Source organism: Streptomyces sp. NPDC041200 (assembly GCF_055591805.1).
On the sequence record NZ_JBVIZF010000015.1, the window covers coordinates 44563 to 67497 of the forward strand.

25 protein-coding genes and 2 pseudogenes are annotated in these 22935 nt (G+C 70.2%); 5 read left to right on the top strand and 22 right to left on the bottom strand.

Annotation, left to right across the window (positions count from 1 at the left end; genetic code table 11):
• Positions 1-94: 94 nt before the first annotated feature.
• A complete protein-coding gene (locus tag ACZ6CL_RS27920) occupies positions 95-352 on the bottom strand; it encodes a hypothetical protein (RefSeq protein ID WP_468940203.1) in 258 nt (85 codons plus the stop codon).
• On the opposite strand from ACZ6CL_RS27920, the gene ACZ6CL_RS27925 reads away from it, so the two are divergent.
• Entirely contained in the window at positions 330-857 is a 528-nt protein-coding gene (locus ACZ6CL_RS27925) for an ATP-binding cassette domain-containing protein (protein WP_468940206.1), read from the top strand. The genes ACZ6CL_RS27920 and ACZ6CL_RS27925 overlap by 23 nt on opposite strands.
• Positions 854-1198, top strand: a complete 345-nt coding sequence (locus ACZ6CL_RS27930; RefSeq protein ID WP_468940209.1) for an NUDIX domain-containing protein — start codon at positions 854-856, stop codon at positions 1196-1198. The genes ACZ6CL_RS27925 and ACZ6CL_RS27930 overlap by 4 nt, the downstream gene beginning before the upstream one ends.
• Before the next feature lie 40 nt (positions 1199-1238).
• On the opposite strand, the pseudogene ACZ6CL_RS27935 reads toward ACZ6CL_RS27930, so the two are convergent.
• A pseudogene (locus ACZ6CL_RS27935) lies at positions 1239-1424 on the bottom strand (IS5 family transposase); the annotation flags it as partial.
• Here ACZ6CL_RS27935 and ACZ6CL_RS27940 point away from each other — a divergent pair.
• Entirely contained in the window at positions 1421-1480 is a 60-nt protein-coding gene (locus ACZ6CL_RS27940) for a hypothetical protein (RefSeq protein ID WP_468940459.1), read from the top strand. The pseudogene ACZ6CL_RS27935 and the gene ACZ6CL_RS27940 overlap by 4 nt on opposite strands.
• A 214-nt stretch (positions 1481-1694) precedes the next feature.
• Here ACZ6CL_RS27940 and ACZ6CL_RS27945 read toward each other — a convergent pair whose 3' ends face one another.
• From ACZ6CL_RS27945 to ACZ6CL_RS27995, 11 genes and pseudogenes are all read right to left on the bottom strand, one after another.
• The gene (locus ACZ6CL_RS27945; protein WP_468940462.1) at positions 1695-2105 is read right to left on the bottom strand and encodes an FAD-dependent oxidoreductase; all 411 of its coding nucleotides are present in this window, start codon (positions 2103-2105) and stop codon (positions 1695-1697) included.
• Positions 2106-2672: 567 nt separating this feature from the next.
• Positions 2673-2906 (bottom strand): annotated as a pseudogene (locus ACZ6CL_RS27950) (FAD-dependent monooxygenase); the annotation flags it as partial.
• 196 nt (positions 2907-3102) lie between these two features.
• Positions 3103-4083: an SMP-30/gluconolactonase/LRE family protein gene (locus tag ACZ6CL_RS27955; protein ID WP_468940211.1), complete on the bottom strand. Its 981-nt coding sequence runs from the start codon at positions 4081-4083 to the stop codon at positions 3103-3105.
• A 194-nt stretch (positions 4084-4277) separates the two neighbouring features.
• Positions 4278-5162 carry an aldo/keto reductase gene (locus ACZ6CL_RS27960; protein WP_468940214.1) on the bottom strand — a complete coding sequence of 295 codons (885 nt, stop codon included), beginning with the start codon at positions 5160-5162 and terminating at the stop codon, positions 4278-4280.
• A 62-nt stretch (positions 5163-5224) separates the two neighbouring features.
• On the bottom strand, positions 5225-6013 hold the full coding sequence (locus ACZ6CL_RS27965) for an SDR family NAD(P)-dependent oxidoreductase (protein WP_468940217.1): 789 nt from the start codon (positions 6011-6013) through the stop codon (positions 5225-5227).
• 35 nt (positions 6014-6048) lie between these two features.
• The gene (locus tag ACZ6CL_RS27970; protein WP_468940220.1) at positions 6049-6366 is read right to left on the bottom strand and encodes a putative quinol monooxygenase; all 318 of its coding nucleotides are present in this window, start codon (positions 6364-6366) and stop codon (positions 6049-6051) included.
• 13 nt (positions 6367-6379) lie between these two features.
• Positions 6380-7153, bottom strand: coding sequence for an SDR family NAD(P)-dependent oxidoreductase (locus ACZ6CL_RS27975; RefSeq protein WP_468940223.1), 774 nt, complete (start codon positions 7151-7153; stop codon positions 6380-6382).
• Positions 7154-7239: 86 nt separating this feature from the next.
• Entirely contained in the window at positions 7240-8220 is a 981-nt protein-coding gene (locus tag ACZ6CL_RS27980) for an aldo/keto reductase (protein ID WP_468940226.1), read from the bottom strand.
• An 87-nt stretch (positions 8221-8307) separates the two neighbouring features.
• On the bottom strand, positions 8308-9237 hold the full coding sequence (locus ACZ6CL_RS27985; RefSeq protein ID WP_468940228.1) for an aldo/keto reductase: 930 nt from the start codon (positions 9235-9237) through the stop codon (positions 8308-8310).
• Between the two features lie 214 nt (positions 9238-9451).
• The gene (locus ACZ6CL_RS27990; RefSeq protein WP_468940231.1) at positions 9452-10339 is read right to left on the bottom strand and encodes a helix-turn-helix transcriptional regulator; all 888 of its coding nucleotides are present in this window, start codon (positions 10337-10339) and stop codon (positions 9452-9454) included.
• Positions 10340-10749: 410 nt separating this feature from the next.
• A complete protein-coding gene (locus ACZ6CL_RS27995; protein ID WP_468940233.1) occupies positions 10750-12144 on the bottom strand; it encodes a peptidase C39 family protein in 1395 nt (464 codons plus the stop codon).
• A 165-nt stretch (positions 12145-12309) separates the two neighbouring features.
• Between ACZ6CL_RS27995 and ACZ6CL_RS28000 the strand changes: the two genes are divergently transcribed.
• The gene (locus ACZ6CL_RS28000) at positions 12310-12942 is read left to right on the top strand and encodes a uridine kinase family protein (protein ID WP_468940235.1); all 633 of its coding nucleotides are present in this window, start codon (positions 12310-12312) and stop codon (positions 12940-12942) included.
• Positions 12943-13351: 409 nt separating this feature from the next.
• The gene (locus ACZ6CL_RS28005) at positions 13352-15247 is read left to right on the top strand and encodes an AAA family ATPase (RefSeq protein WP_468940238.1); all 1896 of its coding nucleotides are present in this window, start codon (positions 13352-13354) and stop codon (positions 15245-15247) included.
• Between the two features lie 63 nt (positions 15248-15310).
• Here the strand turns inward: ACZ6CL_RS28005 and ACZ6CL_RS28010 are convergent, their stop codons facing one another.
• The 9 genes from ACZ6CL_RS28010 to ACZ6CL_RS28050 form a co-directional block, all read right to left on the bottom strand.
• Positions 15311-16474, bottom strand: coding sequence for a hemolysin family protein (locus ACZ6CL_RS28010; protein WP_468940241.1), 1164 nt, complete (start codon positions 16472-16474; stop codon positions 15311-15313).
• Positions 16471-17862 carry a hemolysin family protein gene (locus ACZ6CL_RS28015; RefSeq protein ID WP_468940243.1) on the bottom strand — a complete coding sequence of 464 codons (1392 nt, stop codon included), beginning with the start codon at positions 17860-17862 and terminating at the stop codon, positions 16471-16473. The genes ACZ6CL_RS28010 and ACZ6CL_RS28015 overlap by 4 nt, the downstream gene beginning before the upstream one ends.
• 198 nt (positions 17863-18060) lie before the next feature.
• Positions 18061-18516 (bottom strand): PH domain-containing protein, encoded by a 456-nt coding sequence (locus ACZ6CL_RS28020; protein WP_468940245.1) that lies wholly within the window; start codon positions 18514-18516, stop codon positions 18061-18063.
• 41 nt (positions 18517-18557) lie between these two features.
• Positions 18558-19406, bottom strand: coding sequence for an ATP phosphoribosyltransferase (gene hisG, locus ACZ6CL_RS28025; protein ID WP_009713584.1), 849 nt, complete (start codon positions 19404-19406; stop codon positions 18558-18560).
• A gap of 49 nt (positions 19407-19455) precedes the next feature.
• Positions 19456-19728 carry a phosphoribosyl-ATP diphosphatase gene (locus ACZ6CL_RS28030; RefSeq protein WP_039936817.1) on the bottom strand — a complete coding sequence of 91 codons (273 nt, stop codon included), beginning with the start codon at positions 19726-19728 and terminating at the stop codon, positions 19456-19458.
• 47 nt (positions 19729-19775) lie between these two features.
• Positions 19776-20249: a 6,7-dimethyl-8-ribityllumazine synthase gene (gene ribH / locus ACZ6CL_RS28035; protein WP_468940248.1), complete on the bottom strand. Its 474-nt coding sequence runs from the start codon at positions 20247-20249 to the stop codon at positions 19776-19778.
• A 36-nt stretch (positions 20250-20285) separates the two neighbouring features.
• Positions 20286-21596, bottom strand: a complete 1311-nt coding sequence (locus ACZ6CL_RS28040) for a bifunctional 3,4-dihydroxy-2-butanone-4-phosphate synthase/GTP cyclohydrolase II (RefSeq protein ID WP_468940464.1) — start codon at positions 21594-21596, stop codon at positions 20286-20288.
• Positions 21597-21628: 32 nt separating this feature from the next.
• A complete protein-coding gene (locus ACZ6CL_RS28045) occupies positions 21629-22306 on the bottom strand; it encodes a nicotinamide mononucleotide transporter family protein (protein ID WP_468940251.1) in 678 nt (225 codons plus the stop codon).
• Entirely contained in the window at positions 22303-22935 is a 633-nt protein-coding gene (locus ACZ6CL_RS28050) for a riboflavin synthase (protein WP_468940254.1), read from the bottom strand. The genes ACZ6CL_RS28045 and ACZ6CL_RS28050 overlap by 4 nt, the downstream gene beginning before the upstream one ends.

Sequence of the window (22935 nt, forward strand, 5' to 3'; positions counted from 1 at the left end):
AGATGGGAATGCGTTCAGTGGGCTCGCCCGCGAATGCCGCGCAGCTGGTTACTCGAAACTGGGCCGCGGGCAAGACGCAGGAGGGAGCGCTTGCTCAGTCCTCTCTCATGACGGTCAGGTCGTCCCCCAGGGCGGCGGCGATTTCGGCGGCCCGGGAGTGATCGTCCAATCGTCGGGTCAGGTAAGCGCAGGCATGGTGGTGTCGAAGTGACCACCAGGCAACGGAGCCGCCGATACCACCCTTGGCGATCTTGCCCTTGTCGCGTACGAAGCCCAGCGTCCAGGTGATCTCGGTGCCGAAGACCTCGTCGTAGTCGGTGACTTGGGAGGTGAGGAGCTCGGCGTGCACCATCTCCCGCGGCACGCTCACCGAAGCCGACCCCCAGCGGGCTTGGGAGGCCGCAGCAGCCTCCGGAGCGGACCAGGTCATCGCCGACCTGCCGGGCACCTGGCAGGCGGTGCTGTCCAAACGATTCCGGGGCGGCCAGGAGCTATCGGCCGGCCAGTGGGCAAAGATCGCCGTCGCGCGAGGACTGTACAAGGACGCCCCCGCACTGCTGCTCGACGAGCCGACCGCGAGCATGGACCCCAAGGCCGAACACGCCGTGCATCAGGCGGTTCTGCGGAACAAGGGAAGAGCCGATCAAATCACCGTGCTGATCTCGCATCGGATGGCGAGCGTCATCGAGTGCGACCGGATCTTCGTCTTCGACGGCGGCCGGATCACCGAAGCCGGCTCACACCAGCAGCTCATGGACCTCGGCGGCGACTACGCCCAGATGTTCACCCTCCAGGCAGCCGGCTACCAGGCCGCGTCCGCGGCACCCGACTCCGAACCCAGAACGGTGCACCCGTGAACGAGCAGACCTCGCCCATCGACTCCGCACTGCCGCAGGAGCTCCCACCGGCGAACGCCTCAGCGCTGATCTACAACGACTCCGGCGAATACCTGCTGCACCTGCGGGACGAGATTCCCGGCATCTGGGAACCGGGATCATGGTCCCTCCTCGGCGGCGGCCGTGAACCAGACGATCGCTCTCTGGAAGAGACGATCAGACGGGAACTGCGGGAAGAGGCCGGCCTCGACATCCCTGCCCTCGTCCCCTTCGCGGTGGAGCACGCGCGGGGCAGCGACGGCACGACGGTCCCGATCCAGATCTTCGCCGGCCACTGGTCCGGCGAGCCCACGACCTTGTAGCTGACCGAGGGCGTCATGCTGCACTGGTTCCGGCCAGAGGTCATGCCCCGTCTGAGGATGACTTTGGGTCACGCCAGGAGACGGTGACTTCCCCTACGAGGCGGCGGGCCATGAGGTCGGTCATCGCCAGGTGGATCATGGCTTCGGAGCGGGCGGGCAGGGTTTCGTCGTCTCGGACCAGGCGACGGTGGAGCATGAGCCATCGACTGGATCGAGACGGCCATCGACACCGGCAAGGTCGACGTCGACGACGAACTGGCCCGTCTGCTCAAGGGCGAATGAGGATGCCCCGCGCCTCACGGCGACGGGGCGATGCGGCCAGACGCGACGCGGACACCCTGCGGTTCGTACTGTTCGAGGCCGGACCCGTCGGCCTTGAGTTCTTTCAGCTGGTACGTGCGGGGGCCAGCCCAACGTCGGAGTCGTCGACGTCGGTGAGGCTGCTGGTGACGGTGTGGATTCGGCGCCGGGTGGTACGCCGGCGCCCGGGATGAGCTCAGGCGGCTCGACCGGTGAAGGAGCGGCTGAACTGCTGTCCCGGCTGGACCATGCCGCGGACGTTGCCGAGCCGCTTCCTTTCGTACCCTGTGAGGGCGTGCGCCACCGTCGATCCACGCACGCCCACAGCAACGGATTCGGCGACGGCCTCGGCGTCGTAGAGCGATGCGCTGAAGCCCGAGCCGGTCATCGGGGTCGGCACATGCGCGGCATCACCCACGAGGGCAAGACGCCCGTTGACGAGTTTGTCGGGGACATACTCGGCGATTGGGGTGCCGATGAGGGCACGCCGCTCGATGCAATCGAGGATGGCCTCGCGCCAGGGCGACGGCCACAGGTCCTCGGCTTTGTCCGCGAGCTCGCGGAAGGTCGCCTCCGGTATGTCGGTGGAGGTGAGCGACCGGCGCACGGCGTTGCCGACAACACTGCCCGTTTCGCGTAGGAGATCATTGTGGCTCGCGTCGTACCAGGCCCAGCCGACCTGGCGGGAGCCCGGGCGACGGAACCGTCGGGGCCGGGCAGTGGGTAGCCGAGGAGATAGTCCTCTCCGCCGCTGAGGATGTCGACCTCCCGTGGCAGGCGGCGTGAGGACGCGAGCGAGGACTCGTTGGTGAGGCCGAGCCAGATCAGATAGCCGGCGAACGTCGCGTCGGGCTTGTCGGGTGCGACGCCGCCGCGCACAACGCTTCCGTGGCCATCCGCCCCCGATCACGACATCGCCTCGGAACGTCTGCTGGTCCGAGGCGATCACCCACGCTGAACTCGCGTCCTGGTCGACGCTCCGTACGATCGTGTGGGGGCGAAGCTCGATATAGGGGTCGGCGTCGACGGCCGCTCGGAGCCGGGCGTGGACCGCCATCCAGCTCTGCACACCGGCGGCCACTGAACCCAGTGGCGCCGAACCGCTCTGCGCGTGACGGGATCCCGTGATTCTGCTGAGGAGTGCCTCACTCACCCCGCCGAGAGCAGCCCCCTTCCGAGTCCGAGGGGCGGCCCCCGATCGCTCCAATATCGTCACGTCGACTCCGGCATGCGACAGAGCCAATGCGGTCATCAGACCCGCGAGAGATGCACCGACGACGATGGCGGCGCCCTGCCGCTTGTCCCCCTTCTCTGAACGGGGCACGTCGCGCATAGCTGTGGTCGTAGTCGTCTCGGTGTTGGTCTGGGCCGGCGCGCTGTGGCAGGCGCCGAGGCTCCAGGTGGACATCTCGGCGGCGCCGTCCAGCGTGATCACCAGGCTCTTGCCAGTTGTGTCCCATCCCCCGCGGAAGTGCGGCACTGACCATGCAACCGGGAATAGCGATGACGTGGGAGTCTCGGTTGTGGGGGGGGTACCTGCAGGGACCCCCAGGTGGCATCCCTGCAGGTCACGACCTCTGAAATGCCTGGGAACTGCCGGACGCTCAGTGTGAGAGCAGCGCGCCGAGGTCGATCTTCCCGCTCTGCACTTGCGCGTCGTGGGGCTCGTTGAGTCCGCCGTCGGTGATGTACAGCCGCTTCCCGCGCACCGCGGTGGCGGTGGGCGAGGCGAGGCCGTCCGAGGCGGTCAGCACGGTCCTGGTGGTGCCGTTCGGGTAGACGACAGCTATCTGGTTCTGCGTGTTCAGCGCGGCGAACACGACGTTGGAGTGGTCACTGAGGAAGTTGAAGTCATCGATGCCAGTGAGGCCGCTGGCGACGGTGTGGACCCGGCCCGGAGCTCCGGTGGTGGTGACGGGGATCCTCAGCAGGGTGCCCTTGCTGAGGTTGGAGACCCATACGGCGCCGTTGTGGAAACGGAGTCCGTTCGCACCGTACGGCACGGGTGCGGATGCCTTGATCCCGAGGGCGGGGTCGACCAGCCACGCGGTCGCGGGACCGCCGGAGACCGGGACGGCCCAGATGGTGCCCATCTGGCTGTCGGCGACGTACAAGGTGCGCCCGGCCGGATCGATGGCCAGACCGTTGGGGACTCCGCCCGCGGGCAATGCCGCGATGCGGTGAGGAGTGCCGCCGGGCGGCAGCTTCCACACCCCGTTCCGGGAGGCGTCGGAGGACCACACGTTGTAGTAGACGGTGCCGTCGTGGCCGCGAGTGTTGCCGGTGATCCCGTCGCCCTTCTGCCCGGTGACCAGCACCGTGCGGTGCCCGGACGGCGCGATCCGCACCAGCGCCGGCCGTTCGCCCGCGGGCGCGCCCACCATCGAGACGGTCAGTGAATTGTCCGGGGCGACGGTGATGTTCTCGGGCACGTCGCCGGTGGCGAAGTCGAAGGCGGCCACGGTCTTCACCTGGGTGACGGCGGGCTGCGCGTCCGCGTGCCCGGTCACGGCGGACGCGTACGGTGCCGAGACGATCACGGCTGCCGCCGCGGAGATCGCCGCGAGCTTGAACGGCTGCTTCATGAATATGCTTTTCGTGGTCATTGCGCTCTTGCGTTCTTTGCGTCGGCACCGCACGGGTACCGAGGTGTTCAGGGGCTTGGTGTCAGAAATGGGGAGAGCCACACACGGCCGGGCCCAGGCCCGTGAGCCTTTCGGGCCCGGCCGGAGTGGAGCGTCAGCGGCGCTGACGACATGCCTGATCGGCTTGGGAGCCCCTAGTCGGGGATCGGGAAGCCGGCGTTCTCCAGGTTGAGCGAGTCCGGGTCGGGTCCGCCGCGTACGCCGGTGTCGAGGGCGTCGATCGCGGCCACCTCGTCGGGGGTCAGGGCGAAGTCGAAGACGTCGAAGTTCTCGGCGATGCGATGGGCCTTGACGGACTTGGGGATCGCGCAGAAACCGTGGTCGAGGTGCCAGCGCAGCACGACCTGCGCGGGTGTCTTCGCGTATTTGTCGGCCAGGGCGGTGATGACGAGGTCTTCGAGCGGGTTGGTGTCGGCGCCCCGGTAGACGTAGGAGCCGGCGATGGGCGACCACGACTGGGTCAGGATGCCGTGGCTTTCGTTCGCTGCGCGCCACTCGCCCTGCGTGTAGTAGGGGTGCACCTGGATCTGGTTCACCGCCGGAACGATGTCGGTGCGGGAGATGAGCTCGTCGAGCTGCTTGGGCGTCTGGTTCGACACGCCGATCGCACGGACGCGCCCCTCGGCGAGGAGCTTCTCCGCCGCCTTGTACGCCGCGATCGTCCTCTCGAAATCGGACGGCAGGGGCTGGTGCAGCAGCCACAAATCGAGCTGCTCGATGCCCAGCTTGCGCAGACTCACGTCGAAGGCCCGCAGCGCGGAGTCGTAGCCGTAGTCGCTGATCCACACCTTGGTCGTCACGAAGATCTCGGAGCGGTCCACCTCGGAGCGGGCGATCGCCTCGCCGACCTCCCGCTCGTTGAAGTAGGCGGCGGCGGTGTCGATCAGCCGGTAACCGTCGTGCAGCGCGGTCAGGACCGCGTCGGTGGTCTCCTCGGGGGCGCTCTGGTAGACGCCGAGTCCCAGGGCGGGGATCCGTACGCCGTTGTTCAGGGTGATGGGTGGGTTCGTTGCGGTCATGGTTCGCTCCAATCGGGGTGTCCGCACGCAGCCCGTGTGCGGACGGGAAGGGGGACGCGGGCTCAGTCGGCAGAGACCGCTGTCGGCAGTTCGACGTCTGTGAGATCGGCGCAGTACGTCAGCAGCCAGTCCTGCACCTCGGGCGACTGCGTCGCCGGGTGCGGAGGGCGGGGCTGCTGGTGGTGGAAGTAGCTGCCGGTGACCAGCGCCGCCGCGTCGTCGTCGGCCGCCAGCCATGCCTGGGTCACCGGAGCCAGCCGCAGGTCGTCGGTGGCGCCGCTCCCGCCCATCTTCGTGGCGACCCAGCCCGGGTCGACGGCGTTGGAGCGCACCTCGGGCCATTTCCTCGCGACGGCGAGCATGAGAGCGGTGACGTGGAACTTCGAGTCCGAGTACGCCTGGGAGCCCTGCCACGGCCGCGTCGCCCACTGCGGGTCCCGCAGGGTGGTGTCGCCGCTGTGGTGCATGCCGGAGCTGAGATAGACGAGCCGTCGGGGCGGGGTGATCAGCGCCGTGAGGAGGTAGGGCGCCAGCACGTTGACCGCGAAGACGTCCGAGAGGCCGTCCTTGGTCTCCACCCGGCCTCGCCCGTAGTAGCCGACGCCAGCGTTGTGGATGACCGCGTCGAAGGTGCCCAAGTCGTTGACCTGGGTGGCCACATCGCGGGTCCGCGCGATGCTGGAGAGGTCACCGACGGCGACGCCCGCGCTGTCCGGGAGCGCGGCGTGTGCGTCGCGGGCCCGGCTGTTGTTGCGTGCGTGGAGCGCCACCGTGTGGCCCTGTCGGGAGAGTAGTTGGGCGGCCATCAGGCCGAGGCCATCGGTGGAACCGGTGATGAAGATACGAGCCATGAGCATTTCCTGAAGGGTTCGGGCCCCGACCAGTCCTAGTCCGGGTCGCTGACCCGATTGCTGGTGGTGACCTTGAGGGGTACGGCGAGCAGCGGGAGGAGTTGCTCGACGACCTTCGTCACGTTCGGGTGCTCGGCGTGTTCCGCGACGGCTTCGGACGAGGCCCAGCCGTCGACGATGTAGAAGGTGTCGGGCTCGTCCGACTGCTGGTAGAGGTCGTAGTAGAGGCATCCGGCCTCGGCCCGCGCGGGGCCCACGAGCTCCAGCAGGAGCTCCTTGACCCTGGCGCGGTGGGTCGCCTTGCCGCGTACCTCGCAGATGATGTGGCGCTCTGCCGACTTGACCGTGGTCATGTGGATTCTTTCGTCAGTTCTGGCCGGCGTAGACGCGAGTCATGCCGCCGTCCACGACGAGGTCGATGCCCGTGATGTAGCGGCTGGTGTCCGAGGCCAGGAAGACGAGGGCGTCGCCGATGTCCTCGGCTGTCCCCACGCGCCCCGCCGGGATCTCCTTCGCGACGCGCTCGACGTAGGCGGCGATGTCTTCGTCGCTCAGCTTCTGTTCGTGGCTGTAGCCCTCGGTGGGCACCACTCCGGGGCTGATCGAGTTGACCCGGATCCCACGGTCCTTGAGGTCCGTCGTCCAGCTGCGGGCGAGGGAGCGTACGGCCGCCTTCGACGACGCGTAGACGGCGAACCCGGGCAGCCCCATGTCGGCGGTGATCGACGCGTTGAGGACGATGGACGCGCCGTCGCGCAGGACATCCAGGACGCTCTGCACCGTGAGGATGACGCCCTTGATGTTGATGCCGAGCTCGCTGTCGATCTGCTCCTCGGTCAGCTCGTCGAAGGGCGTGGCGTGTCCGCCGCCCGCGTTGGCGAAGAGTATGTCGAGGTGGCCGTGCGCGGCCTTGATCGTTTCGGTTACGCGCAGCATGTCGCTCTTGCTCGTGACGTCGGCTCGGATCCCGGTGGCGGACGTGCCGAGCTTCTCCGCAGCGGCGTCGAGCACGTCCTTCCGCCGGCCGGTGATGTAGACCGTGGCTCCCTCTTCGATCAGACGCTTGGCGGCGCCGAGGCCGAGTCCGGTCGTGCCGCCGGTGACCAGGGCGATCCGCCCCTTGAGTGCCTTCGATTCCATGTGGACTTCTCCTGATGGGCAGGGCCTTCCTGACGAAGCGCCTCGGACGACGCTTCGTCAGGAAACGGCCGATGGAGGCTGGTGACTTACCGGTTGATGGTCTTCTGCTGTGCTGCGGTGTACCGCTCGCCCTTGATCTGCACCTGGGCAACGGCCTCTTCGATGCGCTTGAGGTCCTCGGAGGTCAGTTCCACGTTGTCGGCGCCGATGTTCTCTTCGAGGCGGTGCAGCTTCGTCGTGCCCGGGATCGGTGCGATCCACGGCTTCTGCGCCAGCAGCCACGCGATGGCGGTCTGAGCCCGGGTCGCCTGCTTGGCGTCCGCGATCTCACCCAGCAGCGCGATCAGTGCGAGGTTGGCCTCACGCGCCTCTTCCTCGAAGCGCGGCAGCGCGTTACGGATGTCGCTGGCCTCGAACTTCGTGTCCTGACTGATCGCGCCGGTCAGGAAGCCCTTGCCGAGCGGGCTGAACGGCACGAAGCCGATGCCCAGTTCTTCCAGGGTCGGCAGGATGGTCTCCTCGGGCTCACGCCACCACAGCGAGTACTCGCTCTGCAGGGCCGTGACCGGCTGGACCGCGTGGGCCCTGCGGATGACGTCCGGACCCGCTTCGGACAGGCCGAAGTGCTTGACCTTGCCTTCCTGGATGAGATCCCGGACCGTGCCGGCGACCTCTTCGATCGGCACGTCGGGGTCCACCCGGTGCTGGTAGAACAGATCGATGCGGTCGGTCTGCAGACGCTGCAGGGACTGCTCGGCGACCAGCCGGATCCGCTCCGGCCGACTGTCCAGCCCCGCTGTGGGGTTGCCGTCCTTGAACCCGAACTTCGTGGCGATGGAGACCTGGTCACGCACCGGCGCCAGGGCTTCGCCCACCAGCCTTTCGTTCGCTTCCCCGTACGCCTCCGCGGTGTCGAAGAGCGTCACACCGCGCTCGGCGGCCGCCCGGATCAGCTTGATGGCCTCGCCCGTGTCCGCGGCCGGGCCGTAGCCGAAGGTCATTCCCATGCAGCCGAGCCCGATCGACGACACTTCGAGCCCGCTGTTTCCCAGTTCACGCTTCTTCATTTCGTTCTCCTTTCGAGTGGCCACGAGCGATGGCAACGCCCTGGCCGGTGTGTGTCCTGATGGTCGTGAGGTGTGCCAGACGTTTGGTCAGTCCGCGTCGTCGCATGGGGTGTTGCTCCAGACGGTTCGGCGCGGGGTCAGCTCGCGGTCGGCCTTGATGCTGTCCGGCTCGGGACCGCCGCGCAGGCCGGTGTCGAGGGCGTCGACGACGGCCGTCTCGTCGGCGGTGAGCGCGAAGTCGAAGATGCCGATGTTCTCCGCGATGCGGTGCGGCGTGACGGACTTCGGGATCGCGGACAGGCCGTGCTCGATGTGCCAACGCAGCACGATCTGCGCGGGGGTCTTGCCGTACCTGGCGGCGATCTGAGTGATGACCGGGTCCTGCAGCAGGCTCTTGCCCGCGTGCGGGGCGTCGGGCCAGTACAGGTTCACCGCACCGAGGGGCGACCACGCCTGGGTGACGATGCCGAGGCCGGTATGCGCCTCGCGCAGCTCGCGCTGGATGAAGTACGGGTGCAGCTCGACCTGGTTGACCGCCGGTACGACGTCGGTGCGCTCGATCAGGTCGTTCAGACGCTCGGGGCTGAAGTTGGAGACGCCGATCGCCCGCACCCGCCCGTCGGCCAGCAGCTTCTGCGCTGCCTTGTACGCGGCGACCGTGGAGTCGAACTCGGACGTGTACGGGAAGTGCAGCAGGTACAGGTCCAGGTAGTCCAGGCCCAGCCTGCCCAGGCTGGCGTCGAAGGCACGCACGGTCGCGTCGTGGCCGAAGTCGGAGAGCCACAGCTTGGTGGTCACGAAGACCTCGCCGCGGTCGACGCCGGAGGCGACGATGCCCTCGCCGACCTCCTTCTCGTTGCCGTAGACGGCGGCGGTATCGATCAGTCGGTAGCCGTGCTGGAGCGCGGTCGTGACCGCGGTGGCGGTCTCCTCCGGTGGGCTCTGGAAGACGCCGAGGCCGAGCGCGGGCATCTGCACGCCGTTGTTCAGCGTGATCATCGTGCTCTTGCCAGTCATGGTGGTTCCTTGCATGAGCGGGGACGGACCGATACGAGGTTCGATACCGGTCGGCCCCAAAACGGGGCACTGACGATGCAACCGGGAACGGACACGATGAGGGAGTCTCCGCTGTGAGGGGTAACAGCAAGGACCCCCAGCGGCATATGCGCAGGCCAAAGCCCCGCCCTTGCCGCTGGCGGCAGCCGGAGAAGGCGGGGCTGTGGAGGTCCGTTCAGCTCCCGGAGTCCGCCTCGGCGGCCTGCACATCCGCGGCCTCGGCCGTGGCGGACCAGCTCGCCAGCAGTTTCAGGGCTTCCTCGGCCGCGGAGCCGGGGGCCGCGTTGTACAACGCCACAACCAACCCCGAGCCGTCCGGCAGGTTCATCGATTCGAAGTTGAGCTCCAGCTCGCCGACGACCGGATGCCGGAGGCGTTTCGTCCCGTCATGGAAGACGTGTACGTCGTGGGCGCCCCACATCACGCGGAAAGCGTCGCTGCGGGTCGACAGCTCACCGATCAGGTTCGACAACTCGCGGTCGTACGGGTTCTTGCCCGCCTCGATCCGCAGCGCGCCCACAGCGCCCTTGGCGATGCGTTCCCAGTCGACGTAGAACCGCCGGGCCGCGGGGCTGAGGAACACGAACCGCACGGTGTTCGCCCCGCAGACCGGATCGGCGTACATCTCCGAGAACAGTGCGCGACCGAGCGGGTTGGCGACCAGAATGTCGAATCGGTGGTTCTTCACGAACGCCGGCATGCCCGGCATCCCGTCAACGATGCGCTGCACGCTGGGCCGCACAGCCGGCCGGGCAGTCCGGCGCCGCACACGGGCGGGCGTCGCGTTCGCCGCTCGGGCCAGGTCGTACAAGTGCGTGCGCTCCGTGTCGTCGAGCCGCAGAGCCTGGGCCAGCGCCTCCAGGACACTGTCGGAGACACCGCTGAGATTGCCGCGCTCCAGACGCGTGTAGTACTCGACGCTGACGCCCGCGAGCGTCGCGACCTCGTTCCTGCGGAGCCCGGCCACCCGGCGTTGGCCGTACACGGGCAGACCCGCCTGCTCGGGCGTGATCTTGTCACGGCGAGACTTCAGAAACGCACTGATTTCGGCGCGATTGTCCATGAGGTCAGCGTAGGTTCGCCGCACATGGACTGAGAGACCCTGTCATTACCCCTCACAGCGGTAACCCCCAAGACCAGCCCCTTCCGGTAGCGCGGAATCGCAGGTCAGAGGGTTCGCCGCTGGATACCTGCCCGCCCCAGGCCGGATGCGGATCACGGCGAGGGAGACGGCGCCGCGGAACCCGTACAGAGCGCCCACCACTCGCGAGCGGTGGCTGACACGGCGCAGGCGTTGCGCGGCGGCGGTCCAGGAGGCGAATGAGCCCGGCGGTGACGAAGAGAAACACGAGTTGTACGGCGACGAGAACCACCGAGACGACCCCGACCGCGATCAGCGCATCGGCGAGGTCGTCACTGGCCACCCCCGTACGGCAGACGGCTACCTGCCGCCGGAGCCGAACGCGGGGCCGGTCACAGGATGCCCAGCTCCCGCAGAACGCGGTGCTGAGTCGGTGCTGGCTTGGCCGGGAAGTAGAGGTAGCACACGCCTCCTGTACCGCCCTTGACCTGGCCGTTCGCGTCGTAGCGCTTGGTGCGCAGCCAGATGTTCTCCCATTGCCTGCGCTGGTAGACCCGGCGGACGGACGGGTTGTCCGGGGAGGCCGGGTCGTTCGCGATGATGTCTCCGGTGGCGGTGAAGCCGATGACGGTCATGAGGTGGCCCGCGGTGCCGTAACCCGCGCCGGTCAGCTCGTCCTTGAGGAAGGACTGCGAGGTGATCACCGGGATGCCCGCGGCGATCAGCTTCTCCACCTCGGTCAGGGAGCCCAGCCGGGTGACCACGGCCTGGAGGTCGCGGTACGTGGCGGCGTAGGCGGCGTTGAAGGGCCAGTTGCCGCAGCCGTCGTACTGGTAGTCGAAGGTGGCCCGGGCCGCGTGGCAGACCTGGGGGTCGGCGTAGTCGGGGTTGACCCAGGCCAGGTCCTCGGAGGTGGGCTCGCGGCCCCAGAACTCGATGATCATCTGCGAGGAGGTGGGGCTGCACCAGGCCTCGCCGCCGTTGTCGTACTCCGGGTACTGGCCCTTGTGGATCTCCTGCGAGTAGCGCGGTACGGCGAGTTCGCGCCCCTTGGGCAGGGTCGGCTCGGAGGCGGGCACCTCGAAGCGGTCGGGGACGTCCGAGCCCATCGCGCCGACCCGCCACACGGTGGGGGTGCGGGTGGTGCCGGGCTTGCGGTAGAGGGTCAGGCGCAGCTGGTACGCCGTCAGCCGGAGGCCGCTGGCGGGGTCGTCGACGGCGAGGGTGTCGGTCCACACCGAGGTCTTGTCGTCGCTCTGGTCGTCCACGGAGGTGCGCCGGATGGAGTTCGCGCCGTCGCCGGAGGCCCAGCGGCCCATCACGTACCAGGGGGTCGCGGTGCCGTCGGAGTAGGTGCCCTTCAGCTCGGCCTGGATCCAGGTGCCCGCCGGGGTGCGGGCGTTCCAGGAGACGATGACCTCGGTCGCGGGGACGGTGAGCTGACGGACCGGGGAGGTCCAGGTGGCGTACTCCCAGGCGGCCTTGGTGCCGGTGTGCGGGTCGGTGTAGTCGGTGGTGCCGGCCGGGCGGGAGATCACGATGCCGGGGCGGGCTCCGGCCTCGGCGCGGACGCCCTTGGCGGCTCCGGCCAGCCAGTCGGCGTGGCTGGTCCAGCCGTGGTACTCGGCGGTCGCGCCCGCCTTCTTCGCGGCCGAGGCGGCTACCGGGTTCGGGCGGGCGGGCCCGGGGGCGGCCGCGGCGGACGTCATCTGTACGGCGGCCGCGCCCGCGACGCCGAGGGCGGCGGTGAGCACGGAGCGGCGGGGCGTGAATCCGGAACTGGTCATACGGGGCTCCCCCAGTCGTCGTCCAGCGGCGGCGGATGCGCGACAGTCGCACAACTATGGCCGCTGCGAGTGGTGTCAGGCCAGTGCTTCCCCGCCCGCCCGTAGACCAATATTGGTGTGGACCAATGGAGTGAATACTCCCGGGTAGCCGTAGAGTGACCCCCCATGGAGACCGCCGACCGCCCCGCCGAGACGCTCCGCGCGTTCGCCCGGTGGCTGCGCGGCCTGCCGCCGTCCTGCGGTCCGGTGCGGCTCGTCGCCGTCGACGGACACGCGGGTTCCGGGAAGACGACCTTCGCCGCGCGGCTGGCGGAGGCGCTGGGCGGCGCGCCCGTCGTCCATACGGACGATCTCGCCACGCACGAGGAGCCGTTCGGGTGGGCCGGGCGGTTGCAGGAGCACATCCTGACCCCGCTGAGCCACGGCACCGCCGCCCGGTATGCCCCGTATGACTGGGTCGAGCGCCGCTTCACCGCCACCCGACGGCGGCTGGAGCCCGCGCCGGTCGTCCTCCTCGAAGGCGTGGGCGCCGGACGCCGCGCGGTGCGGCCACACCTGGCCCATCTGGCGTGGATGGAGCTGTCCGACCGGGACGCCTGGCGGCGCGGAAGGCTGCGCGACGGCCCCGAACTGTCCACATTCTGGGACGGCTGGCAACCGGCCGAGCGCGCGCATTTCGCCGCCGACCCGTCGCGCCCCCATGCGGAGACACTGATAGCGCAGCGAAAAGAGGGGTACGCGATACTCACGGGGCCCGCCGCGACCACCCAGAACACCCCTGGGTATCACTCAGCGTGACGGGACGAAAGCAGGTCGGCCGCACCCCGCATCCGACCTGCCACACACACCCCAACTCGGCTTGACCTGGGGCCCATACAGGTCTTACGTTCTGAATGCGCGACTCGTACGAGTCGCCCCACTACGCGAAGCCCCCGGTTGTTCCCCCGTGATCGGGGGCTTCGTCCTGTCTACGGCCAGTTCGGCACCGTATTCCGACTGCCGTACGGCATCGCGGTGTCACTCTCGGTAATTCACCCCCTCCGGCCGTGTGCGCCCCTTACACGCCCCCGCGCACGCCTGCCAAGGCTTGTGCGATTGCGACGAACAACAGTGCGGCACTCTCGGCCGGTGCGGCCTGCGCAGGTACGATGCGAAAAGGGCAGCCGCCCCGGCGGCATCCACGGGGGCAGGGGTTGTGGGGGACGTGATGGATTTCGGCACGCAGGGTTCGCAGACCCCGGCCGATCTCGCCTGGCTGCGTGCCGTGGACGCCTACACGATGGGCGCCTACGCACAGGCCGAGGAGGAGTTCCGGGCCGCGGTGCGACACGATCCGGGCATGGCCGACGCATGGCTCGGCCTGCACGCGCTGCGCGCCGACACGGCGACGGCGCTGTTACGCATGTACCGGCACCGCGATCGCTTCGGCGAGCAGCGCACCCGCCACCGCCGCACCCTCAACTCCTGGTACTGGCTGGGCTGGTGGGTCCAGCCCGTGCTGGAGACCAGCCGTGACCTGCTGCTGGCCCACGCCTCGCACTGGCTCGACGGCCGCCATGTCCCCGAGCTGGACCGGGCGCTGGCGGGCTGTCCGCCCGTGGAGGCCGATCCGCAGGCCCGCTTCCTGCACGCCTGCCGCGCGTATCTGGTCAAGGACTGGGAGCAGCTGGTCCGCCACACCGAACCCCTCCTGGACGACTCCTTCCTCGGCATCGAGGCCGGACTCTTCGGCGGCATGGCCCGGGTCCGGCTGGAGATGTACGGCCAGGCGGAGCCGCTGCTCGCCGCCGCCCTGATGCGTTGCCGCAGCGAACAGCCCCAGCGCAAGGAGCTGCGCTACTGGCTCGCCCGCGCCCATGAGGGCACCGGCCGCAGCGCCGCGGCCCTCCCCCTCTACCGCGCGGTGCACCGCATCGACCCCACCTTCATGGACACCTCGGCGCGGCTGGCCGCGATAGCCGAGTCGGACGGCCTGGACGAGACCGCCGACCTCGCGACCGTGACCCTGCCCGGGGTCAGCAGCCAGGACGCCACGGACGGCACCCTCACCGACCCCGCCGACACCCTGTCGGCCGCCGGAGACCCGGCCGACGGGCGCGATCTGCGCACCGGCGGCGACGGCCCCGACGGGCCGCCGCTCCTGGCCACCCCCGTGTCCGGCGGCGGCACCCGCGACCGGGGCGGCCAGCCCGCCCAGCCCGGGCCCTCCGATCCCGCCCTGCTGGAGAGCGCGCTGCAGGAGCTGGAGCGCATGGTCGGCCTGGAGCCGGTCAAGCGGCAGGTGCGGGCGCTGTCCGCGCAGCTCCACATGGCCCGGCTGCGCGCCGGGCAGGGCCTGCCGGTCCAGCCGCCGAAGCGGCACTTCGTCTTCTCCGGCCCCTCCGGCACCGGCAAGACCACCGTCGCCCGCATCCTCGGCCGGGTCTTCTACGCGCTCGGGCTGCTCGGCGGCGACCATCTGGTCGAGGCCGGGCGCGCCGATCTGGTCGGCGAATACCTCGGGCAGACCGCGGTCAAGGCCAACGAGCTGATCGACTCGGCGCTCGGCGGGGTCCTCTTCGTCGACGAGGCCTACAGCCTGTCCAACTCCGGCTACAGCAAGGGCGACGCCTACGGCGACGAGGCGCTTCAGGTGCTGCTCAAGCGCGCCGAGGACAACCGCGACCGGCTGGTCGTCATACTCGCGGGCTACCCCGAGGGCATGGACCGCCTCCTCGCCGCCAACCCGGGCCTCGGCTCCCGCTTCACCACCCGCGTCGACTTCCCCAGCTACCGTCCGCTCGAACTCACCCGCATAGGCGAGGTGCTGGCCGCGGAGAACGGGGACGTGTGGGACGAGGAGTCCCTGGAGGAGCTGCGCAGCATCAGCGGTCACGTGGTCGAACAGGGCTGGATCGACGAGCTGGGGAACGGGCGCTTCCTGCGCACCCTGTACGAGAAGAGCTGCGCGTACCGGGATCTGCGGCTGTCCGGGTGGACGGGCATACCGACCCGGGACGACCTGGCGACGCTGCGGCTGGCGGACCTGATGCAGGCGTACGGGGAGGTCCTGTCGGGCCGCGGTCCCATGTACCGCGACCCGGAGGACCCCCCGCTGCCGTAACCCTCGGGTCGTACCCCTTGGGCCGTACCGCTGAGCAGCCGTGCCCCTGAGCGGCCGTGCCCCTTAGCGGGAGACCATCGCGGGCTCCTCCGAGGCCGAGGCCGGAGCCGAGGCCTGACCCTGCGCCGAGGCCGCAGCCGGGTCCGAGGCCTGGACCGGCGTCCCGCCGCGCGGCTCGGCCGGGTGGCCGCGCCCGCTGTCCCGGTGGGACGGGTCGCGGACCTCGCCCACCAGCATCTCCAGCACGTCCTCCAGCGCGACGAGCCCCAGCACCTTGCCCGAGGCGTCGGCCACGGCGGCCAGGTGAGAGGCCGCCCGCCGCATCGCGGTGAGCGCGTCGTCCAGCGGCAGTTCGGCGCGCAGGGTCTCGATGGGATGCCAGACCCGCTGGGGGACCGCCCGTTCGGGGGCCTCCAGGTCCAGGACGTCCTTCACGTGCACGTAGCCCATGAAGGCGCCACCTGCGCCGCGCACCGGGAAGCGCGAGTAGCCGGTCCGTACCGTCAGCTCCTCGATCTGCCGGGGCGTGACCGTCGGGTCGACGGTGACCAGGCCCGCCGGGTCCAGGAGGACGTCGGTGACCGGGCGGCTGCCCAGCTCCAGGGCGTCCGAGAGCCGTTCGTGCTCCCCGTCGCCGAGGAGCCCGGCCTGCCGGGAGTCCTCGACGAGATGGGTCAGCTGCTCGCTGGTGAAGACGGCCTCGACCTCGTCCTTGGGCTCGACCCGGAAGAGCCGCAGCACCAGCCGGGAGCAGGCGCCCAGCGCCGCGGTGACCGGACGGCACAGCCGGGCGAAGCCGACGAGGCCGGGGGCCAGCCACAGCGCGGTCTTCTCGGGCGCCGCCATGGCCAGGTTCTTCGGCAGCATCTCGCCGATCACCAGGTGCAGGAAGACGACGACGGCGAGCGCGATGGCGTAGCCGAGCGGATGGACCAGCCCCGCGGGCAGGTGCACGGCGTGGAAGACCGGCTCCAGCAGCTGGGCGACGGTCGGCTCGGCGACCGCGCCGAGGGTCAGCGAGCAGACGGTGATGCCGAACTGCGCGGCGGCCATCATCTGCGGCAGGCTCTCCAGCCCGGTGAGCACGGTACGGGCCCGGGCGGAGCCCTCGGCCGCCCGCGGCTCGATCTGGCTGCGGCGTACGGAGACCAAGGCGAACTCGGCGCCGACGAAGAATCCGTTGGCGAGGACCAGAAGAGCGGCGAAGAGGAGTTGGACGAGGCTCATCGCTCAGCTTCCTTCTCGGCGACGGCGACAACAGCGGCAGCTGCGGGGGCAGCGGCACCGGCACTCGTACCCGCTCCGGTCCGCACGATCCGTACCTGCTCCGCCCGGTGGTGACCGACCTGCCGGACGGCCAGCTTCCAGCCGGGCAGCTCGGCGGTGTCCCCGGGGGCGGGGATCCGGGCGAGCAGATCGGCGACCAGACCGGCCACCGTCTCGTACGGCCCGTCGGGCACCTCCATCCCGATCCGGCGCAGGGTGTCGACGCGGCAGGCCCCGTCGGCGTCCCAGGCGGGCCGGCCGTCCTCGGCGACGGTCTGGGCCAGGTCGGGCGTGTCGGCGGCCTCGTCGTCGTGTTCGTCGCGGACCTCGCCGACCAGTTCCTCGACGATGTCCTCCAGGGTGACGACGCCGGCCGTGCCGCCGTATTCGTCGACGACCACGGCTATCGGCTGCTCGCTGCGCAGCCGCTCCAGCAGGGGCTGGACGGGCAGCGTCTCGGGGACGAGCAGCGGGGGCTGGGCGATGGACCCGGCGGGGGTGCGCAGCCGCTCCTCCGAGGGCACCGCGAGGGCGTCCTTGAGGTGGACCATGCCGATGACCTCGTCCAGGCGGTCGCGGTAGACCGGGAACCGGGAGAGTCCGGTGGCCCGGGTGAGGTTGAGCACATCCACGGCGGTCGCCGTGGACTGCAGCGCGCTGACCCGCACCCGCGGGGTCATCACGTGCTGTGCGGTGAGGTCGCCCAGGGAGAGGGTGCGGACGAACAGATCGGCGGTGTCCTGCTCGATCGCTCCGGCCAGCGCCGAGTGGCGGGCCAGCGAGACCAGTTCGCCGGGGGTACGGGCGGACGCCAGCTCCTCGGTGGGCTCGACGCCGAGCATGCGCACCAGCCGGTTGGCGACGGTGTTGAGCAGGGCGATGACGGGCCGGAAGAAGTGGGCGAAGGCGTGCTGCGGGCCCGCGACGAAGCGCGCGACCTGCAGCGGCCGGGAGACCGCCCAGTTCTTGGGCACGAGTTCGCCGATCACCATCTGGACGGCGGATGCCACCAGCATGCCGATGACCACGGCGACGCCGGAGACGGCGCCGTGCGGCAACCCCACCGCGGACAGCGGCACGGTCAGCAGATGGCCGAGCGCGGGCTCGGCCAGCATGCCGACCACCAGGGAGGTGATGGTGATGCCGAGCTGGGTGCCGGAGAGCTGGAAGGACAGCTCGCGCAGCGACTCGACGACGGTACGGGCGCGCCGGTCGCCTTCCTCGGCGGCCCGCTCCGCGTCCGGCCGCTCGACCGTGACCAGGCCGAATTCGGCGGCCACGAAGAAGCCGTTCGCGAGGATGAGGACGAGTGCCGCGGCGAGCAGCAGGAGAGACAGGGTGACGCTCATGCCGCCGCCTCGGGGTCGGCGGCGGCGCAGGTACTACAGGACGATCCGTCCATCTCTGGAGGGAGTCACTCCTCGGGTCGCAGGTGTTCCCGCCGGCTGCGCGCGGTGCGCGGACAGGTCGAGGCGGGGCGGGGCGTCGTTCGGCCCCGGCAACAGAGTAAACAAGGATGGCGGGTTACGGGCAGGCCCCCGGTGCTGTCAGGACGTGCCGCCGCCCGAGCCGTGGTGTTCGGAGAGGGTGCGCAGGATGCGGGCGTCGCTGATCGCCCGCGCCTTGGCCAGGCCCAGCTGGATGCCCATCGCGGGCAGGCTGGTGCCGTCGGCGAGGTCCAGATAGACCCAGGCGTCGCCGGGCCGCAGATTGACCCGCAGCACCTCGGCCCAGTCCAGCCGCCGGGTGCTGATGAGATTGACCACGGTCAGCCCGGCCTCGTCGGCCACCACCTTGGGGCGGCTGAACAGGGCGAGCCCCGCGAAGAACAGCAGCCCGGTGACCACGAAGCTGAGCTGCTCACCCGGGGACAGGTTCTCCAGGAGCAGCGCGATCGTGGTCAGGGCGACGACGAGGACGGCGCCGGTGGTCAGCAGGATGACCCGGGTGCGGGTCGGCCGGAAGGTGACCGGGAGGGCGGGCGGCGGGGCGGCGGCGGACACGTGTGACGGGTCTCTCGTGAGAGGGGGTGAAGGAGGGGGGCTCAGAGACGGCAGGCGTGGATGCCTGTGGTGAGGATCGCCCGCGCGCCCAGCTCGTACAGCTCGTCCATGACCCGCTGGGCGTCCTTGGAGGGGACCATCGAGCGGACCGCGACCCAGCCCTCGTGGTGCAGCGGGGAGACGGTGGGCGACTCCAGGCCGGGGGTGAGCGCCACGGCCCGCTCGACCTGCTCGACCCGGATGTCGTAGTCCATCATCACGTAGCGCCGGGCCACCAGGACGCCCTGCATCCGGCGGAGGAACTGGCGCACCTTGGGGTCGTCGGTGGGCGCCCCGGTGCGGCGGATCACGACCGCCTCGGACTCCAGGATCGGCTCGCCGATGATGTCGAGACCGGCGTTGCGCAGGGTGGTGCCGGTCTCCACGACATCCGCGATGATCTCGGCGACGCCGAGCTGGATGGCGGTCTCCACGGCGCCGTCCAGGTGGACGACGGCGGCGTCCACGCCGTGGTCGGCGAGGTGCTTGGTGACCAGGCCGGAGAAGGAGGTGGCGACGGTCATCCCGCCGAACTCGCTCACATCGGTGGCCGTGCCGGGGCGGGTGGCGTAGCGGAAGGTGGACCCGGCGAAGCCGAGCTGCAGGATCTCCTCGGCCTGGGAGCCGGAGTCGAGCAGCAGGTCGCGGCCGGTGATGCCGATGTCGAGGCGGCCGGAGCCGACGTACACGGCGATGTCGCGGGGGCGCAGGAAGAAGAACTCGACGTCGTTGTCGGAGTCGACCAGGACGAGTTCCCTGCGGTCCTTGCGCTGCCGGTAGCCCGCCTCATGGAGCATCGCCGACGCAGGCTCGGACAGTGAACCCTTGTTGGGGACGGCGATGCGCAGCATGAGGGGTGTTTCCTTCGTACGAGGGGTGGGTGGTTGAGCTGGGGGTGGTTCAGAGGTGGGCGTAGACGTCGTCGAGGGTGAGTCCCTTGGCGACCATCATCACCTGGAGGTGGTAGAGGAGCTGCGAGATCTCCTCGGCGGCCGCCGCGTCGCTCTCGTACTCGGCGGCCATCCACACCTCGGCGGCTTCCTCGACGACCTTCTTGCCGATCGCGTGCACGCCGGACTGGAGCAGTTCGGCGGTACGGGAGGTGGCGGGGTCGGCCGTGGCGGCCTTCTGCTGGAGCTCGGCGAACAGCTCCTCGAACGTCTTCTTGGACATGGTGTGCGCCATCCTACTTGGGGTGGACGGCTCAACTTCGCGCAGGGCTACGCGACGGACCGCAGGGTGACGGCGGTGGCGACGGCGGCGGTGACCGCCTCGTGCCCCTTGTCCTCGCTGGAACCGGCGATGCCGGCCCGGTCGAGGGCCTGCTCCTCGGTGTCGCAGGTCAGCACGCCGAAGCCGATGGGGACGCCGGTGTCCACGCTGACCTGGGTGAGGCCCTGGGTGACGCCCTGGCACACATAGTCGAAGTGGGGCGTGCCGCCCCGGATGACGACGCCCAGCGCCACGACCGCGTCGTAGCCGCGGTCCGCGAGGACCTTGGCGACGACCGGCAGCTCGAAGCTGCCGGGCACCCGCAGCACGGTCGGCTCGGCGACGCCCAGCTCGCCGAGGGCCCGCCGGGCCCCGGCGACCAGGCCGTCCATCACCTGCTCGTGCCACTGCGCGGCGATGACGGCCACGCGGAGGTCCCCGCAGTTCTCCACGGACAGTTCGGGGGCACCCTTACCGCTCACGTCACTCCTCAAGATCTTTCGTACGTACAGGTGGTTCTACTGGTTGCCGCAGGCGGACACGGGTTCCGGGCTCTCCGCCCGGTGGTCGCCCTCCAGCCAGGGCAGGTCGTGCCCCATGCGGTCCCGCTTGGTCCGCAGGTAGCGCAGATTGTGCTCCCCGGCCTGGACGGGCATCGGCTCCCGGCCGGTGACCCGCAGCCCGTGGTGGACCAGGGCGGTGGTCTTCTCGGGGTTGTTGGTCATCAGCCGCAGGGAGCGGACGCCCAGGTCGGCCAGGATCTCGGCGCCCGCCGCGTAGTCGCGCGCGTCGGCGGGCAGGCCCAGCTCCAGATTGGCGTCCAGGGTGTCCCGGCCCAGCTCCTGGAGCTGGTACGCGCGCAGCTTGGACAGCAGCCCGATGCCGCGGCCCTCGTGGCCGCGCAGATACAGCACCACGCCGCGGCCCTCGGCGGTCACCCGCTCCAGGGCGGCGTGCAGCTGGGGTCCGCAGTCGCAGCGCAGCGAGTGGAAGACGTCGCCGGTCAGGCACTCGGAGTGGACCCGGACCAGCACGTCCTCGCCGTCGCCGATGTCGCCCTGGACGAGCGCGATGTGCTCGACGCCGTCGGCGGTCGCGCGGTAGCCGTACGCCTGGAAGTCGCCGAAGGCGGTGGGCAGCCGGGTCGCGGCCTCGCGCCGCACGGCGGGCTCGGCGGCCCTGCGGTACGCGATCAGGTCGGCGATGGAGATGATCGCGAGGTCGTGCTTGTGGGCGAAGGCGACCAGGGCGGGCAGGCGCAGCATCACGCCGTCCTCCCCCGCGATCTCGCAGATCACGGCCGCCGGGCGCAGTCCGGCCAGCCGGGCGAGGTCGACCCCGGCCTCGGTGTGGCCGTCGCGGGCGAGGACGCCGCCGGGGCGGGCGCGCAGCGGGAAGATGTGGCCGGGGCGCACCAGGTCGCCGGAGGCGGTCTCCGGGTCGGCCAGCAGGCGCAGCGTGGTGGCCCGGTCGGCGGCGGAGATACCGGTGCTGACGCCGTGTTCGGGGGTGGCGTCGACGGACACGGTGAACGCGGTCCGCATGGACTCGGTGTTCTCCTCGACCATCTGCGGCAGCCGCAGCCGGTCGAGGTCGCTCTCCTCCATGGGCGCGCAGATCAGTCCGCGGCACTCGTTCATCATGAAGGCGACGATCTCCGGGGTGATCGTCTCGGCGGCGGCGATGAGGTCGCCCTCGTTCTCCCGGTCCTCGTCGTCCACGACCACGACGGGGCGGCCCGCCGCGATGTCGGCGATCGCCCGCTCGACGGTGTCCAGCGCCAGTTCGTCGGGCGGCCACGCGCCCGCGGGGTCGTCGTCCTCGGCCATCGCTCGCGACCGCGTCGTCGCGTATGCGTCGCTCATGACACTGACACTCCTTCCATTGCGGGTGTGGTCGCGCTCGGGGACGTCCGGGTGTTCTCGGTACGGGAGCGCAGCCACCAGTCGCGCGCGCCCCAGAGGACGAGTGCGAAGTAGATGACGTAGACGAGGCCGGAGAAGGCCAGTCCGCTGCTGAAGGCGAGCGGGACGCCGACCACGTCGACCAGCATCCACGCGAACCAGAACTCGATCAGGCCGCGGGCCTGGGCGACCATCGCGGCGAGGGTGCCGACGAAGATGTAGGCGTCGGGCCAGGGGTTCCAGGACAGTTGGGGGACGGCGGTGAACAGGGCGCCGACGGCGAGCGTGCCGATCGCCAGGCCGGTGAGGAGCGCGGCGCGCTCGCGGCCGGTGGCGAAGCGGACGGCGACGGCTCCGCCCTCGTCGCGGCGGCCGTGCCGCCACTGCCGCCAGCCCCAGGCGGCGACGCCGATGACCAGGAGCTGCTTGCCCACACCGCCGCTGAGGTGCGCCGAGGCGTAGGCGGCGACCAGGATGACGCCGGAGGCGAGCTGGGCGGGCCAGGTCCACAGGGAGCGGCGGCTGCCGAGGGCGAGGGCGAGCAGTCCGATGGTGTTGCCGATCGCGTCCGACCACAGGATGTGCTGGCCGAATATCTGCCCGGCCTCGGCGCCCAGCCAGTCGAGGGACATCATTCGATCGCCTTCTTGTCCTGGTCCGTGTCCCCTTCGGCGTCCTTGTGGCTGAGCAGCCGCTCGACGTACTTGGCGAGGACGTCGACTTCGAGGTTGACCGGATCGCCCGGCTGCTTGACGCCGAGTGTGGTGAGGTCGAGCGTCGTCGGGATGAGGCTGACGGTGAAGTAGTCGGGGCCCGCGTCCACGACGGTCAGGCTGATGCCGTCGACCGTGATGGAGCCCTTCTCGACCACATAGCGGCCGAGTCCGCCGGGCAGCGAGATCTTGACGATCTCCCAGTGCTCGGACGGCTTGCGCTCGACGAGGGTGCCGGTGCCGTCCACATGGCCCTGGACGAGATGGCCGCCGAGCCGCCCGCCGAGCGCCATGGGGCGCTCCAGGTTGACGCGGGAGCCGACCGTGAGCGCGCCCAGGCTGGAGCGGTTCAGGGTCTCGGCCATGACGTCGGCGCTGAAGTGGCCGTCTCCGGTGTCGACGACGGTGAGACAGACGCCGTTGACGGCGATCGAGTCGCCGTGCCGCGCCCCCTCGGTGACGACGGGGCCGCGGACCTGGAAGCGGGACGCGTCGTCCAGGTTCTCGACGGCGACGATCTCACCCAGTTCTTCGACAATTCCGGTGAACAC